This is a genomic window from Bacillus sp. B19-2 (assembly GCF_022832475.1).
Lineage (GTDB): Bacteria > Bacillota > Bacilli > Bacillales > Bacillaceae > Bacillus > Bacillus paralicheniformis.
In genome coordinates this window covers 93,760-110,493 of record NZ_JALHKQ010000002.1, presented here as the reverse complement: position 1 = coordinate 110,493, position 16,734 = coordinate 93,760, and the positions used below count along the sequence as shown (strand labels likewise).

13 protein-coding genes are annotated in these 16,734 nt (G+C 47.1%); 3 read left to right on the top strand and 10 right to left on the bottom strand.

Going from position 1 to position 16,734, the window contains the following annotated elements:
* Positions 1–89 precede the first annotated feature (89 nt).
* Positions 90–1,097, bottom strand: a complete 1,008-nt coding sequence (locus MST20_RS07830) for a sensor histidine kinase (protein WP_243941325.1) — start codon at positions 1,095–1,097, stop codon at positions 90–92.
* On the bottom strand, positions 1,094–1,801 hold the full coding sequence (locus MST20_RS07825) for a response regulator transcription factor (protein ID WP_065643488.1): 708 nt from the start codon (positions 1,799–1,801) through the stop codon (positions 1,094–1,096). Before MST20_RS07825 ends, MST20_RS07830 begins: the two co-directional genes overlap by 4 nt.
* Before the next feature lie 181 nt (positions 1,802–1,982).
* Here MST20_RS07825 and MST20_RS07820 point away from each other — a divergent pair, with 181 nt between their 5' ends.
* Positions 1,983–2,354, top strand: coding sequence for a YxeA family protein (locus tag MST20_RS07820; protein WP_243941324.1), 372 nt, complete (start codon positions 1,983–1,985; stop codon positions 2,352–2,354).
* A gap of 27 nt (positions 2,355–2,381) precedes the next feature.
* Here MST20_RS07820 and MST20_RS07815 read toward each other — a convergent pair whose 3' ends face one another.
* Both MST20_RS07815 and MST20_RS07810 read right to left on the bottom strand, forming a co-directional pair.
* Positions 2,382–4,067 (bottom strand): methyl-accepting chemotaxis protein, encoded by a 1,686-nt coding sequence (locus MST20_RS07815; protein WP_243941322.1) that lies wholly within the window; start codon positions 4,065–4,067, stop codon positions 2,382–2,384.
* A 162-nt stretch (positions 4,068–4,229) separates the two neighbouring features.
* The gene (locus MST20_RS07810) at positions 4,230–5,654 is read right to left on the bottom strand and encodes an alanine/glycine:cation symporter family protein (RefSeq protein ID WP_075751748.1); all 1,425 of its coding nucleotides are present in this window, start codon (positions 5,652–5,654) and stop codon (positions 4,230–4,232) included.
* A 313-nt stretch (positions 5,655–5,967) separates the two neighbouring features.
* Between MST20_RS07810 and ald the strand changes: the two genes are divergently transcribed.
* Positions 5,968–7,098: an alanine dehydrogenase gene (gene ald / locus MST20_RS07805; RefSeq protein ID WP_243941320.1), complete on the top strand. Its 1,131-nt coding sequence runs from the start codon at positions 5,968–5,970 to the stop codon at positions 7,096–7,098.
* 159 nt (positions 7,099–7,257) lie between these two features.
* Here ald and ganB read toward each other — a convergent pair whose 3' ends face one another.
* From ganB to MST20_RS07775, 6 genes are all read right to left on the bottom strand, one after another.
* Positions 7,258–8,532, bottom strand: a complete 1,275-nt coding sequence (gene ganB, locus MST20_RS07800; RefSeq protein ID WP_243942516.1) for an arabinogalactan endo-beta-1,4-galactanase — start codon at positions 8,530–8,532, stop codon at positions 7,258–7,260.
* Positions 8,533–8,637: 105 nt separating this feature from the next.
* Positions 8,638–10,692 carry a beta-galactosidase gene (locus MST20_RS07795; protein ID WP_279599971.1) on the bottom strand — a complete coding sequence of 685 codons (2,055 nt, stop codon included), beginning with the start codon at positions 10,690–10,692 and terminating at the stop codon, positions 8,638–8,640.
* A gap of 35 nt (positions 10,693–10,727) precedes the next feature.
* Complete coding sequence (gene ganQ / locus MST20_RS07790) at positions 10,728–11,567, bottom strand: galactooligosaccharide ABC transporter permease GanQ (protein ID WP_243941318.1); 840 nt, start codon at positions 11,565–11,567, stop codon at positions 10,728–10,730.
* 3 nt (positions 11,568–11,570) lie between these two features.
* Positions 11,571–12,827, bottom strand: coding sequence for a galactooligosaccharide ABC transporter permease GanP (gene ganP, locus MST20_RS07785; RefSeq protein ID WP_075751753.1), 1,257 nt, complete (start codon positions 12,825–12,827; stop codon positions 11,571–11,573).
* A gap of 81 nt (positions 12,828–12,908) precedes the next feature.
* The gene (gene ganS / locus MST20_RS07780; protein ID WP_243941316.1) at positions 12,909–14,177 is read right to left on the bottom strand and encodes a galactooligosaccharide ABC transporter substrate-binding protein GanS; all 1,269 of its coding nucleotides are present in this window, start codon (positions 14,175–14,177) and stop codon (positions 12,909–12,911) included.
* A gap of 142 nt (positions 14,178–14,319) precedes the next feature.
* Positions 14,320–15,312: a LacI family DNA-binding transcriptional regulator gene (locus MST20_RS07775; protein ID WP_243941314.1), complete on the bottom strand. Its 993-nt coding sequence runs from the start codon at positions 15,310–15,312 to the stop codon at positions 14,320–14,322.
* A gap of 242 nt (positions 15,313–15,554) precedes the next feature.
* Here MST20_RS07775 and MST20_RS07770 point away from each other — a divergent pair, with 242 nt between their 5' ends.
* Entirely contained in the window at positions 15,555–16,724 is a 1,170-nt protein-coding gene (locus MST20_RS07770; protein ID WP_243941312.1) for a galactokinase, read from the top strand.
* Positions 16,725–16,734: the final 10 nt, after the last annotated feature.

Sequence of the window (16,734 nt, the reverse complement as noted above, 5' to 3'; positions counted from 1 at the left end):
TAAGATCTCCTTTCACCTTCAACTTTTGATCTGTGATCAGTTTACCTGAATCTCTTGTTGAAGAACTATCGATTCTTCTTTCACTTTCATTACATCGATGTAAGGTTTTGCGTAGCCGTGAAAATCAGCCGGATTGTCGTGCCCTTCCCTTCTTGCGATTCAAGTTCGATCCGGTGGCCGAGCTGGTCAGCCGCGGCTTTTGCCAAGTAAAGACCCATTCCGGTCGATTCTCTGAAACGGCGTCCGTTTTCTCCTGTGAAAAACGGGTCGAATACCCGCTTTTGATCTGTATCCGGGATGCCGGCGCCGAAATCTGTCACTTCCAATACCGCTTCCGAATCGTTTTCACCAATAGAAATCATAACCGTATTGCTTTTTCCCGCCGAATATTTGACCGCATTGTTGACAAATTGGGAAATGATGAAAAACAGCCACTTTTCATCTGTTTCGACGGTGATGCCTTTTTTGACTTCCTTGAACTTAGGATAAACTTGACTACGAATATAGAAACGCTTGTTTTCACGATTGACCTCGTGAACGATATCCGCCAATGCGACCGGTTTTATACGGAAATCCTGCTCGATCGTCCGCAGTCTGGCCATATAGAGAATCGTATTGAGGCCCGTTTTCATCCGTTCGGTCTCCTCGCGGATGCTAGATGATTCCGGTTCATCCAAATCTTGAGCCGTCAGTTCGATGACCGACAGCGGTGTCTTCATTTGGTGCACCCATTGTTCCATGAAGGTCAAATGCTCTTTTTGTCCAAGCTCCAGCTTCTTTAATTCTTGGCGGTATTGCCTGTACTGGCTTTTCAGCAGCTGTTCAAGCGCTTCTGACAGAGGGGATTGGGGCTGATTCGATTGCCTGAAGGTGTCATCCAATGATTCCAGCCCGCTCGTCATCCGTTTGTAAAACTTCCGGCGCGTATAGTAGTGGTAGAAAAGATAGCAGCCAAGAAAGAAAAAGCCGAGAAAAACGGCATAAAAAGCCGGCCTGATGTGCTGATACCCATCAAGCCAGTACACCGAAAGCATCGTGATAAACTGCAGCACTTGCACAGCAATCAACAAATAGTGTTCTTTGAAAAAAAGCTTCATTCCTCTCCCGCCTTCACCCAGGATACATTTAAGCGGTAGCCCGCGCCCCGCACTGTTTCCACCGCATCTTCAATACCGAGCTCCTGAAACTTTTTTCTGACGCGTGTAATGTTGACATTAAGCGTGTTTTCATCCACATAGGCCTGATCATCCCACAGCTTGGCCAGCAAATCTTCGCGGCCGGAAATCCTCGGATGGCGTTCCATTAAGCTTTCGATAATATCGGCTTCTTTTTTCGTCAAAGCAGCCGTTTGACCGCCGAATGTCAGTTCAAGTCTTTCCGGATACAGCCGCAGTCCTTCTTTTTCAAGAAGCCGTTCCTCTGCCTTTGCCGCATACTCCCCGTAAGCCCGGCGAAGCTGGCTGCGTATTTTTGCCATGACGATCTCGGCGTGAAACGGCTTGGTGATAAAGTCATCCCCGCCGTTTTCCAATGCCATGACCTGATCCATTTCGCCCGTCCGTGCCGAAATAAACAAGACAGGGCAAATCGATTCCTGGCGGATTTGCCGGCACCAGTAATAGCCGTCAAAGCTTGGCAAATTAATATCAAGCAGAACAAGATCAGGCGCCGTGCTTCTGAACTCATCGATGACACGGTCAAAGTCTTTCACGACATGAACGTTGTATCCGTATTTGACAATATGCGATTTTAACAAATCGGCAATCTTCGGGTCGTCTTCTACAATCATCACTTTTTGCATCTCGGTCTCTCCTTTTGTTTGGATATATTATGACACGAAGCGGTCTGATAAACAAAAGCCGCCGCGATTCATCCTACCTTACAATCATGTAAGTGTATTGTAATATGAATCAATTTCTTCTCCCTGCGCCTTTTTTATAAAATAATACCATCCACAAACTGAATGAAAGAGGAGAAGGTATATGAAGACACGGGCAGGCGGCCTGATTGCCGCAGTTCTGATCGCCGTTGCCGGCGTTTTTATCCTGCAGAAAGCGACAGGTGGCCTTGTGCCCCTGGCCGATGATTTCATACAAGGCCAGGGTAAGCCTGAGGCCTATTATCTCAAAGCCGAAGATCATGCAGAAAAGCTGAACAACGGAAAGTACAACTATACATTAACCGGATATGACGCAAGCGGACACAAACAGCAGATTGAAGCAGAGGCGGACGAAAAACTGCGTCCCGGCGCTTTCATCAAAGTATGGGCGTACGGAACGAAAGCCGGAAGCTTGACTGAAATACACGAAGAGGAAATCCCCGAGGGCGCTTTAGCCGCCATGAAAACCAATTAAACCCCATCGCCTGATGGGGTTTTCTGCTTAATATTTAAATCGGTTAATGACGGTTTGCAGTTCTTCAGCCAATTGAGACAGCGATTCTGCTGCATAAGAGATTTCTTCCATCGAAGCCAGCTGCTCCTGAGTTGAGGAAGCAACCGCTTTTGTGCCAACCGACGTTTCCTGTGATCCGGAAGCTAATGTTTGAATGGTGTTTTGAACCATTTCGACACCTGATGTCAGCTGCTGAGTAGAAGCTGCGACTTCTTGGATTTGAGAAGCAACCTGTTCCACCAAGTTCAAAATTTCGGTGAAATTGCCGGTCGTCTCCTGGGACAGAGCGATTCCGGAGCTGACATTTTCTTGAACAACTTTAATATTATTCACCGTTTCTACCGATTCATTTTGGATCGTTGTGACCAATGATTGAATATGGTTCGCCGACTTATTCGTTTCGTCCGCCAATTTCCGGACCTCTTCCGCCACGACGGCAAACCCTTTTCCTTGTTCTCCCGCTCTTGCTGCTTCAATTGCCGCGTTCAGCGCCAGCAAATTCGTCTGCTCCGAAATATCGGTGATGAGCGAAGAAATGTTGCTGATTTCCGCCGTGCTGGACACGAGCGCCTCCAGGCCGCTGCCGGCTGAGTCGACGGATTTATCAATGAAATTCATTTGATCGAGCATTTTATGAACGGACTCGGAGCCGATTTCGGCTTTGTCTCTCATCGACGACGACAGATCCGCTATGCTGCCTGTATTGGAGGCAACGGATGATAGACGATCCAGCAATTCATGAATCGATTCAGAGCTTTTTTCTGTCATTTCGCTTTGCGTCATATTGCTGTCGGCAATCGCCTGCATCTCTTCCGAAATCCGTTCGGAGGTCGATTTCGATTCCTCCGCGCTTGCCGACAACTGTTCAGAGGATGCGGCGACTTGCTCAGATGAACTGCTGATCTGCTTCACAATTTGCGTCAGCGACTGAACAAAAGCATTGAAAGAATTGGCAAGCTGGCCGAACTCGTCTTTATTTTTGACGATCACTTTCTTGGTTAAATCCGCCTCGCCGTGGGCGATGTCCCCAAGCTGCTGATTCAGGCTTCTCAACGGCACCAGAATAGACTTCAAGAGCAGCAGACTCAAAACAATTCCAACGATTGCTGATACTCCTGTGACAGTGATGATGACCCATTCGCTCATCGTCCCATTGGCGCTGATCTCTGCTTTCAGATCTTCCACCTCTTCTTCAAGGCTTTCGACCAGCTTGTTGACAGACGGATCGAGGACTTCTTTTCTTAATGTTCTTTCCTCTCCGAAATGGATCGATTCGGCTTTTTTAGAACTTGAAGCGTAAGATTGGATAACTTGTTGATTTAAATTCCAATAAGCATTGAAATTTTCTTTAATTTCTTCGACGTTCGCTTTGTATGTGTCTTCCCGGATCAGTTTGCCGGCGCGGTCAAGACTCTTTAAAACATCGTCGGCCTTGTCCTTCATTCCTTCGCTGTATTCATTGTCTCTGGTCATAATAAGACCTCTTTCGTCATTCGACAAGCCGGTCAGACGATATTGAATATGCTTAATCTCTTTTTGAAATTCCATCTTGTCCTTGAGTTCTTCATTCTTTTTCACCGTAGAAGAAATCATAAAAACAGAGGAAGCTCCGATTCCAACGATGGAAACGACTAAAATTGATATAATTCCCAGCAGTTTTGTTTTCACTTTCATGATGGTGTTCCTTTCTCCTTTATGTCATCAATGATGAAATGCAATTTTCAAATTAAATAACTTCTTCATTTCATAGTATCGACATTTTTCGTCAAAATTTGAGATTTTGTATGATTGTAAACAAAGAAAAAGCTCTGCCGGGATGGCAGAGCTTTTGATTGATTAATGAATTGGTTTACTTGGCGGACCCGCCGATTTGGTATGTTCATAGAAATGATGAAAATAATCATTTGTCTCTGCTTTGATGACTTTCCAAAGCAGCAGGATGGCGATCAGGTTGGGAATCATCATCAGCGCATTCGCCATATCGGCAAATGCCCAGACGGTGACGAGGTTGGCGACCGTCCCGATGCCGCAGGCGAGGATGTAGACCAGCCTGTAGCCCGCAATTCCTTTGGAACCGGCCAAATACTCGAAGCATTTTTCTCCGTAAACATACCAGCCGACAATTGTAGAAAACCCAAAGAAAATGACCGACAGCGACACAATGTATTCGCCTGCCGCGCCGAGTACTGAGGCAAAAGCCGCACTCGTCAATGCCCCGCCTTCGAGGCTGGCGTTATGGGCCGCGCCGGATATCAAGCCGCCAGACGGGTCCCAGAAACCGGTAATGATAAGGGTTAAACCTGTCATCGTACACACCACGATCGTAACGATAAATGTCCCGGTCATTGCGACGAGCGCCTGTTTTACCGGATGGTCTGCACGCGCGTTTCCGGCGATAAGCGCGGCCGTCCCAAGGCCTGCTTCATTTGAAAAAATACCGCGGGATACCCCGTTCCGAACGGCTTCAGATACGGCAATTCCAAGGAAACCGCCGGCCGCTGCGACAGGGTGGAAAGCATAATAGAAAATCAGCTCAAAAGCCGGAATAATCTTGTCATAATTCAAAATCAGAATCAAAATCGCCCCGCCCATGTAAAGAAAAGCCATGATCGGCACAAAGAAGCTGGCAACGGTACTGATCCGCTGGATCCCGCCGAAGATAATGACGCTGACGAGAATAACCAGAATCAGCCCTGTCACCCAGTTTTCAATACCGAAGCTGTTCTTTGTAATATCGGCAATCGTATTGGATTGGACGCTGTTGCCTATCCCCAAAGCGGCAAAAGCGCCAAACAGCGCAAAAGCGATGGCGAGTCCTTTAAATCTGCGGCCGAGTCCGCGTTCGATATAATACATCGGCCCGCTCGAATATTCCCCTTTTTCATTTTTTACGCGGAATTTAACAGCAAGCAAGGCTTCCGCATATTTCGTTGCCATGCCCAACAGCCCGACAACCCACATCCAGAAGATTGAACCCGGTCCGCCGAGCGTCAATGCCGTCGCGACACCTGCGATATTTCCGTTTCCGATCGTGGCGGCAAGCGCTGTCATTAAAGCTTTAAAATGGCTCACATCCCCTTCGGCAGCCGCGTCTTTGCTATCTTCCTTGCCAAACCCGATCTTAAATGCATAGATCAGGCGGCGAAATTGCAGTCCTTTTAAAACAATCGTTAAAAATAAGCCTGTCCCAAATAATAAAATTAAACTGGGCGGCCCCCATAATACCTTATTAATCTTGCCTAGTATTTCTAAGATATCCATATGACTCACTCCCAACAAAGATAACGCTTTCATAGCTGCAAGAGATATTCTATCACAATGAAAAATGGTTATGTTTGTGAAACGACACAAAATGTAATCGCTTACATTTGTTTTTTTAACAAAGCTATTTTTTAAAGAAAAAAATTTTAATAGATAACTTATCTCATCAAGCCTTTCACCTTATTCAACGTTCACCAATTTGTTAAATTTCACAAAAAAGCGCTTACATTTTTAATTTTACACACGATGCTCTTCCCGATTCAGAGATTTATACTAGCGATAGAATCATATTTCATTTGAGGGGGACGACATCATGATCATTGGAATTCCGAAAGAAATTAAAAACAACGAGAACCGTGTAGCCATTACGCCGGCCGGCGTAGTCGCGCTAAAAAAAAGCGGTCATCAAGTTTTAATCGAACAGGGAGCCGGACTTGGAAGCGGCTTTGAGGACGCCGACTACAGAGCCGCGGGAGCGGAGATTTTGGCTGAAGCGAAAGATGTGTGGGGAAAAGCGGATATGGTCATGAAGGTGAAAGAGCCGATCAGCTCTGAATACGGCTATTTCCGAAAAGGACTTGTTTTATTTACGTATCTGCACTTAGCAGCTGAACCTAAGCTTGCGAAAGCGCTTGTGGACAGCGGCGTCACAGCCATCGCTTACGAAACGGTCGAAGTGAACCGGACGCTTCCGCTCCTGACTCCAATGAGTGAAGTCGCGGGACGCATGGCTTCGCAGATCGGCGCGCAATTTCTTGAGAAATCAAAAGGCGGCAAAGGCATCCTGTTATCGGGCGTACCCGGTGTAAAACGCGGCAAAGTCACGATCATCGGCGGCGGAGTGGTCGGTACGAACGCTGCCAAAATCGCTGTCGGACTTGGGGCTGACGTCACTTTAATCGATTTGAGCGCTGAGCGCCTCCGTCAGCTCGATGACCAGTTTGGCAAAGACATTCAAACGCTTATGTCCAACCCGCTCAACATTGCGGAAGCCGTAAAAGACTCTGACCTTGTCATCGGCGCAGTCTTAATCCCTGGTGCAAAAGCGCCGAAGCTTGTCACAGAAGAGATGATTCAGTCGATGTCCCCAGGCTCGGTTGTTGTAGACGTGGCGATTGACCAGGGCGGCATTATTGAAACGGTTGATAAAATCACCACGCATGACGATCCGACTTATACGAAGCACGGCGTTGTCCATTATGCGGTCGCCAATATGCCGGGAGCCGTTTCCCGGACATCAACGATCGGCTTAACAAACGTCACTATGCCTTACGCTTTGCAAATCGCAAATAAAGGCGTTGAACAAGCAGTCTCCGAAAATCAGGCGCTCGCTCTCGGCGTCAATGTTGCAAACGGAAGCATCACCTACAAGGCCGTCGCGCGCGACCTTGGATATGAATACGTATCTGTAGAAGATGCATTTCAAACGGTAATCGCTGGTTAAGCGGACTCTATCTCTCTGTCAATATGGAAAAATTTTAATTACGCTTTCTGACTGTCCTTTCACGAAAAAAAGCCGGATATCATCCGGCCTTTTTTCATTCTGCTTTAAACCGCTTTCCGGCAAACGGCGTTCGCCTTCATCCGAGAAATCGGCTGCAAGTCAATTTTTGAATGGTGTTCCCGTATCTACATACTTAAACACATTCAGAGACGGCAATGGACGTCCTTTAAAATCAAACAATGCCTGATTGTCTACGGCGCTGCCGCCAAACCACTTTCCTGCGTCATCCGGGTCATATTCAGCGGCATAGCTTGTGGCCCAGCCTGATCCGTATGTCTCCCAAAGCGCTTTATTTTTCTCAAGCTGGTGTGCCGGTCCTACCGGAATCCACGCCGGTTCCCAATAGAAAACGCCGATTCCGGCTTTTCCTACATCGCTGACCGCTTGAATCACATCACGGACCGCGTTCGCCTGCCCTTGAACGCTGACAGGATAATTGAGCGTTTGACCGTTTTTCGGGGCTGTATTTTCGTGTCCATCTCCGTCTTCAGCCGTATACGTATAAGATGTCTCGGCTACCATGACCTTTTTGCCGTACGTATCCGCGACTGATGTCAGGACGGATGTTAGATTCTTCAGTGTGCCATGCCAAAACGGATAATACGAGCTTGCAAACACATCATAGTCTACATGGTGCCGATGAAGCGTCTCGGCAATCCAAGCGTACCTGCCTGACGTCTCCGGATTGGTAAAATGCAAGGCGACTAAAATTTTCGAATCCGTCTCCCGGACGGCTTGACTCCCGGCGTTGAACAATTGGCTCATCTTCGCCCAGTCCGTTTCACCGGCAAGGCCCCCGTTTGTTTCGTTTCCGACCTGCACCATGCCGACGTTGATGCCCGCTGCTTTCATCGCTTTAAGGCTTTGTTTTGTATATTGGTAAAGCGCCGTTTTTTTATCTTCAAAACTTAAGTTCGCCCATGCTTTTGGCGCTTTCTGTTTCGCCGGGTCCGCCCAGAAATCGGAATAGTGGAAATCCGCCAGCAGCTTCATTCCGTTGGCAGTGGCCCGTTTTCCGATCTGAATCGCTTTTTTCAGATCATTATTGCCCCCTCCATAGCCATTGCCGTTGGCATCATAGGGATTATTCCAGATGCGCACCCGGACATAATTGACGCCTGCTTCCTTCAGCGTTTTGAATATATCCTGTTTCTTTCCGGATTCATTGTAAAAGGCGACGCCGCTCTCTTCCAAAGCGATGATGCTCGAAACATCAACCCCTTTTATAAAATCCTTGTGAAGACCTGAAACCTTTTCGACAAAAAGACCGCTTTCTGCCGCCCTGGAACCTCTGACGGCTTCCGCCGGACCGCTTGTTCCGAATGCGCCCAAAATAAAAATCAACACCACAAAAACAGCCACCGCGTTTTTCATGAATCCCGCTTCTCCCCTTTCATGATTGGCACACACTAAACAAGAAATCGCTTTCATTATTTCAGCAAGAGAAACATCCACTTTCAAAGCGGATGTCCCCCGGTCTTATTTTTTTGTTTTTACCGCTATTCTGGCTTCATATTTTTCCAATGCGATTTCCCCGGTCAGCGTTTCTCCGCTCAGCATATCTTTAACGGCCGACTCCAACACGACGGGCTGGCGTTTTTCTGTGAAATTCATGATGAAAATATAATCATTTTCTTCATCCCGTCTGACTTGAACGGAGACACCGGGCTGATGTTTCACGTCAAAAGCCGGTTCAATCGCTAGCTCTTTGATCAATGTTTCATAAAAATCCCGATGAAATTGGCTGCTTAAGCGCGCACCGATATAGTACGTCTTCCCCTGTTTGTATGAATGGCTTGTAACAGCCGGCGTGTCCGCATAAAAATCGTCCTCATACAATCCCACAGGATTTGCCGTATCCAGCTTCAGCACGGTCGCATAATCTTTCAGCTCATACGACCGGTTTTGATAACGAACCGCATTTTTGTCGCCAGGATAGAGCGTATCGGTTTCAACAGGCTCCATGCCAAACATCTCTTGCAGATCTTGCGGCCATCCGCCTAAATAGGTCAGGTCATATTCGTTGACGATTCCGCTCATATACGTCATCACCAATGTGCCCCCGTTTGCAGCAAAGGCTTTTAAACGCGCGACTGTTTCTTCGCTTGCTAAGTAAAGCATCGGAACGATCAGCAGCCGGTACGGCGAAAAATCCTGTTCCTTTGTAATCACGTCGACTGGAATATCACGCTCCCAAAACGCGCGGTAGTGCTCGTGCAACGTTTGGGGATACCGCTTGGTTTTCTTCCCGAAACCTTGTGCATCTTCGAGCGCCCAATGGGTTTCCCAATCATAGAGAATCGCGACATCCGCGGGCCGGGTCGTTCCGACGACTTCAGACAGCTCTTCAAGGGTTTGCCCCACTTTTGCCACTTCTTTAAATACGCGGTTCTCGGAACAATTGTCATGGCCGACAACCGCACCGTGAAATTTTTCCGATGAGCCGCGGGATTTCCGCCATTGAAAATAGAGGATGCTGTCAGATCCGTGGGCGATCATCTGCATCGAAGACAGGAGATGCATGCCCGGCCGTTTCGCTTTATTAAAATCGTGCCAATTGACAGCGCTTGGCGTCGATTCCATTAAAAGAAACGGCTGCTGTTTCAGGCTGCGGTACAAATCATTGATAAAGCCGACTTTCATGGCCAAATCAGCTGTGCTTTCCCAATCATTGTGCCAGGCGGGATACGCGTCCCAGCTGATCACGTCCAGATGCTTGGCAAACTTGCTGTAGTCCAGCCCTTGAAATGGAATGAGATCATGCGTGTCAGCCATAAAGTTGGTCGTGATCGGAATATTCGGCGTGATTTCCTTCAATGGAACGATTTCATTTTGAAAGAAAGAGATCGTCTGGTCAGTGATGAAACGGCGCCAGTCCAAATTTAAGCCGTGCACCGCATTTTCACCGATCGGAGACGGCGATTCAATCTGTGACCAATCGTTGAAGGTGTGGCTCCAAAAAGGCGTCCACCATGCATCATTCAAAGATTTAAGATCATCGTCATACTTCTTTTTCAACCAGTCTCTGAAGGCGTGCTGACATTGATCACAATGGCATTCTCCTCCGTATTCGTTGGAGACATGCCACATCAAAAGGGCAGGATGGCTGCCGTACCTTTCCGCCAGCAAGCGGTTGATCTTTCTCGTTTTTTCACGGTATACGTATGAAGTGAAGCAATGATTGTGCCTTCCGCCATGCAGCTGTTTGACACGTTCCGCATTCACCCGCAGCACTTCCGGATACTTTTGCGACAGCCAAGCAGGACGGGCGCCGCTCGGTGTCGCCAATATCATCCGTCCGCCGTTCCGGTGAATGCTCTCAAACATATCATCCAGCCATTCAAACGTATAGACGCCTTCCTCCGGCTCAAGAGCGCTCCATGAAAAAATCCCCACTGAAAATGTATTCGTATGGGCAAGCTTCATCAGCTTGATGTCATCTGCAAGAATATCCGGACGGTCAAGCCACTGATCCGGATTGTAGTCTCCCCCGTGAAGCATGTATTTTGCTTGTGTCGTATAAATTTTTGGCATAATACTCTCCTTTTTCAGACCATATTCTTCTCGGACTATCCTTTCGTTCCGCCTGCCGTCAACCCTGATACAAAGTTCTTTTGCAGCATGATAAAGATGACGGCTACCGGAATGCTGATCAAAATGGCGCCGGCGGCAAATGTCGTATAGCTGGCTCCCATCACTTCATTGACTAAATTGTATAAACCGATCGGCAATGTATACGACTCCGGCGTCCGCAATATCGTCGAAGACAAAACGAAATCCCCGAGCGGTCCGGTGAATCCGTTCATGGCGACGACCGCGATCATCGGTTTGGATAGCGGCATAATAATCTGCAGAAAAATTCTTGTATTGCTGGCGCCGTCAATCTTAGCGCTCTCATCCAAATCGATGGGAATGGAGTCCATATACCCTTTCATCAAATACGTGTTCATCGGTATAAGTCCGCCGATGTACAGCAAAATCAGGAGCCAATGGCTGTTCATCATGCCCAGCATCTGCGCTAAAACGAAGAGTGCAACCAAAGCTGAAAATTGAGGAATCATTTGCAGCAGCATGAATAAAACTAAAGCGTTTTTTCTACCTTTAAAACGAAACCGTGAAAAAGCATAAGCTGTAAAAGAAACGCTGATGATCGATCCGATCATTGTAAAGATGCTGATTTTCAGCGAGTTTATATACCATTGCCCGTATTGAAGGCTCTCTTTTCCGGCGAATAATTCTCTATAGTGATCCAATGTCGGATTTGCCGGAATGATAGAAGTACTGACCAAACTGTTGCCGGGATTAAAGCTGGCTCCCACCGTCCAAAGCAGAGGATATATGATAACGGCTGTCATCAAAACCAACAGAGAATAGGTCAGAAGGAGCCGAAAGAATTTTCTTTTCTTCATATGTTAAGCCCCCTCTTTGAAAGAATTTGTCCGTCTGAACTGCCACAGCGCGATCGAGATGACAAAGACCGACAGCAGGATCGTCAATGCGGCGGCTAAAGAGTACTGGCTCGACTGCATCGTCAATTTGTAAATCCAGGACACCAGAATGTCGGTTCCTCCCGCTGTTGACCCGGGAACAGCCGGACCGCCTCCATTAAATAGATAGATAATGTTGAAGTTATTAAAGTTAAAAGTGAATTGCGTGATGATAATCGGCGCCATTGCGATTAAAATCAGCGGCATTGTGATATGCCTGAATTTCGAAAACGCGGACGCACCGTCAATTGTCGCCGCTTCATACAGGTCCTCCGGAATCGACTGCAGAACACCGGTCGTCACAATGAACACATAAGGAAAACCGAGCCACCCCTGCATGAGGATAAGCGCCAGCTTCGTCCAATTAGCATTCGTCATCCAAGGAATCGGATCGATGCCGAATGCAGCGAGGATTTGATGATTGAAAGCACCGAAGCTATCATTAAAGAGGCCGGCAAATACAAGAATGGTAACAAAACCAGGCACGGCCCAAGGCAAGACCAGAATCGTCCGGAAAAATTTCTTGAAGCGGACTTCCTTCTGATTGACGACAACCGCCAACAAAATGCCCAACCCGACTTGGAGCGTGGAAGCGACAAGCGTCCAGACAATGGTCCAAGCTAAAACATCCAAAAAGGTCGACCGCCAAATATCAACGGTGAAAATGTCGGCAAACGTTTTAAGCCCTACCCAATCGACAAGGTGGGCAGGCGGAGAATGGTAGAGGTTATAATTTGTAAAAGCTAATGCAAAGCTGAACAAAATCGGAAAAACAACGGCAAAAATCAGAATGAACAGTGATGGTCCGCTGATGAGATACGGATATCCCTGAGCCATTAAGTTATGATATTGTTCCTTGAGTGAACTAAGCTCCTTTTGTTCATCGCGCCGCTTTCCGTTTTGGTAGGCGTCCCGCAAATTGGCGTAATAGACAGCCAGCCCAAAACAGGTGACAATCACGGCAATGATGCCTTCTGCCAATAGAAAAATCGAGTTATCGCGCGGCACTTCGGTTCCAAGCGTAAACAGGCCCCACAGCCCCATATTCAGCAAATCGCCAAAAACCGCAAAGAACGAGACGCCTAAAAGAAGGAATAACAGACCCTTTATCCATTGTTTATTGTAGAATTGCCCCAAACCGGGAATGATTGATAATAGTAAAGCTTTTTTGCGATGCTGCACCTTCTCTTTCACCTCTTTATATGGACATCCTGATCATAAATGGCGCCAAACTTAAGACAAGTTTGACACCAATGCTGCGGCTTATTTGCTGCCGCTGTGCTTCGCTTTGATCTGTCCTTGAATCGTTTCCGCGGCTTGATCAAGCGCTTTTTTCGGTTCGGCTTTTCCGGTTGCGATCGTTTGCAGAGCCGCATCCGCCGGCGTCCATACTTCATTCATCTCAGGAATATTCGGCGTCAACTCTGAGTACTGAGATTGTTCAGCAACGGCTTGAGCCGCTTCGCTTTTTGTGACGGCAGGATCATCCGCCAGTTCTTTGACAGCGGGAACTTCTTTTGTGATCTCATATCTCTTCTTTGAATTTTCTTTATTGGCGAGAAAGACGGCTAATTCTTCCGCTAGATCGGCATTCTTCGAATAAGCGCTTACATTGTAGCTCTTCACGCCGACAAAAGAACTCATATGTTTGCCGTTGGACAGCTTAGGCAGCTTGGCAACCCCGTAGTTGATACCCGCTTTTTTGAACGGTTCCAGATTCCACGGACCAGAAATGATCGCTGCTGCTTTTCCTTCCGTAAACAGCGATTCCAGCACATTGATGCCCTGCTCCCCAATAATTCCGGCAGGGAACAGCCCTTCTTGATAAAACTTCTGAATGTACTCGGCTCCTTCGACTGCACCTTTGTTATTCAAGCCGAGATCAGCCGGATCATAAATGCCGTCTGCATCGCTTTTAAAAATGTAACCGCCGTATCCTCCCATGACGCTCTGCGCATAATAAATCTGGTCAAACAGCGCCAGGAAGCCGAATTTTGTGCCGTCAGCCGTTTTTTTCGAATACTCATACCATTCATCCAGCGTTTTCGGCAGTTCTTTTTCAGAAATCAAATCTTTATTATAGTAGAGCATCGTCGTTTCGACCGCTTTCGGCAGGCCGTAGACCTTACCGTTTGTCACCTGGGATCTCATTGCCGGTTCCGTATAGATCGATTGGATCTCTTTATCCACCTTTAATTCCTTGATCAAACCTTCCGTTACCGCTGTTCCGATTTGATCTCCAGGCATCGTTAACACATCAGGCCCCGTTCCTGCCGGTCCATCCATCCGCAAGTCTTCGATCTGCTTTGCGTAAGGCTTTTCGACGACTTTGACAGATACGCCGTGCTCTTTTTCAAACTGGGCGACGGCATCTTTAATGCCTTCGCTTTTTTCTTTATCTTCCCAGATCACGAGTTCCTTTTGCTTCGAGCCTGATGTTTCATTGCTGCTCTCTTTAGGTCCGCAGGCAGTTAAAGACAAACTGAGAGCAATCACACTGCTGATTCCAACATATTTTTTCATATTCATCATTTGTCTCATTCCTTTTATTGGATTGAAAGCGTTTTACAAAAACAATATAGCATGTCTAAGAAAAAGTGTAAACAATTATTTTACTGACTACAGTAAAATGTTTTACGAAAAAGGCGCGGCTTATGAACAGCCCGCGCCTTTTTTAATTGGTGCTTTTTCTGACTACCAGTTCCGCACCGATATATAGCGTTTTTACAGCTTTTCTCTTTTCAAGTATTTGTTCAAGAAGCAATTCAATGGCGTTTTTGCAAAGTTCTTGAATATCGATATGGAATGTCGTCAGCGGCGGAGATACATATTTCGCTACACTGATGTTGTTGATGCCGATGACGCTCACCCTGCCCGGGATGGCGACCCCTCTCTCATTTAAGGCCTGAAGGCAGCCTACGGCAATCGGATCCGCCGCTGTAAAGAAGGCCGTCGGCAGCTTTTCGCCCAATGTTTCAACCGCTTTATCCATCAGATGGTAGCCGTTTTCCACCGAAAATCCCCTGCGGCAAAAAATAAAGCCTTCCTCCAAGAGCCCTTTTTCCCTCATATAATCGCGAAACGTTCGTTCCCTTACGTCCATTTCGTCTTTATCGGTATTAGGATTGTGGTACGTGCCTCCGATAAAGCCGATCTTTTCATGCCCTTTTTCAATAAGAAAGTCCACCGTTTTCCTCGTCATCTGCTTTAAGTCCGGCCTGACTGAATCAAAATGATCCGGATCCGGCGTCGAATCGATAAATACTCCGTGAGGCGTCATCTGCCTTAACCGGGTTAATTCATCATCTGAAAATGATCCGACCGCAATGAATCCTTCAATGTTTTCGGGGATGGCGTCAATGCCGCCCGAAATTTTATACGTTGTCAGTTCAACGTTGAATTGCTTTGCGAGCTTCTCGATTTCCAGCCTCATCGTTTTAAAATACACGTCTTCGAGCTCTTCTTTATCCGTCAGCCAGTACAGAAACGCGATGTTTTTTACCAGTGTTCTAATCGTTTTTTTGCGGTAGTTCAGGCTTTCCGCCACTTCAAATATTTTCTCCCGCGTCTCATCGGGTACGGACAGGCTTTCGTCGTTATTCAATACGCGGGAAACCGTCGAGATGGAATACCCCGCCTTTTCTGCAACATCTTTTATCGTCGCCACGATTGCAAAACCTCCATATGAACATCTTTCATATTTTCAGTAAAATATTTTACTAATTTAACGTTGATTGTCGTAGAAGTCAAGTGCTGATTGCCCTATCCCTGCCAATAAGAATTTTACATGAAAACGCTTCATTTAAAAAAACACTTTTTATTGCACCAAATGAAAACCCGTAGTAAACTGAGGTTAAACTTAATTAAATTAATTTATTAAGTCTGCATGTCAAACAAATGGGAGGATATATGAATACTGCAGCCGCTTTATTAAACGACTTTCGCTCTATTTTTAAGACAGAAAAGACACCGCGAACCTTTTTTGCTCCGGGAAGAATCAACTTAATCGGCGAACACACGGATTATAATGGAGGGCATGTTTTCCCCGCTTCGATTTCATTTGGCACCTATGCCCTTGGCGTGAAACGAGATGATCAAATGATCCGTTTCTATTCAAAGAACTTCCCTGACAAAGGCATAATTGAATGCAGCTTGAGCGATTTAGCCTTTGACCAGTCTGACGGCTGGGCCAACTATCCGAAAGGAATGTTCCTTTTGATGAAAGCGGCAGGCCATCAAATCGTTCACGGCGCCGATATTTTGTATTACGGAAATATTCCGCACGGGGCGGGCCTCTCTTCTTCCGCATCGATTGAGCTTGCGACAGGCGTTCTGTTAAAAGGGCTTTATGGTTTGCAGACAGACACGATCTCCATGGTGAAGCTCGGACAAAAAGTCGAAAACGAATACATCGGCGTAGGCAGCGGCATTATGGACCAATTCGCGATCGGCATGGGGAAAAAGGATCACGCGATTTTGTTAGACTGCCAAACACTTCATTACACATACGCGCCCTTCGTGTTGAAGGAACACGATGTGATCATCATCAATACAAACAAACAGCGGGCGCTGGCCGGGTCTAAATATAATGAAAGGCGCGCCCAGTGCGAAGAGGCGCTCCGCGATCTGCAGAAGGAGTTATCAATTGCAAGTCTGGGCGAAATGACGGCGGATGCATTTGAAGCCCATCAGCACCTTATCCGAGATGAAATCAATCGAAAACGCGCCAAGCATGCGGTGTACGAAAATGCCCGGACGCTGAAAGCGCTGGAAAAACTTCGCGAGGACGACTTCGTCGGGTTCGGCAAGCTGATGAATGAATCTCATGTGTCTTTAAGGGATGATTATGAAGTGACAGGGCTGGAGCTTGATACCATTGTCCAGGCGGCTTGGGAACAAGACGGCGTCCTGGGTGCCCGCATGACCGGCGCCGGGTTCGGCGGCTGTGCGATTGCGATTGTGGAAAAAGACCGGACAGACAGCTTTAAAAAACGCGTCAATGCCGTCTACCGCGAAACGGTTGGTTATGATGCTGCTTTTTATACTGCGGCGATAGGCGACGGCGCCAAAGAAATATAGAAAGGAGAAT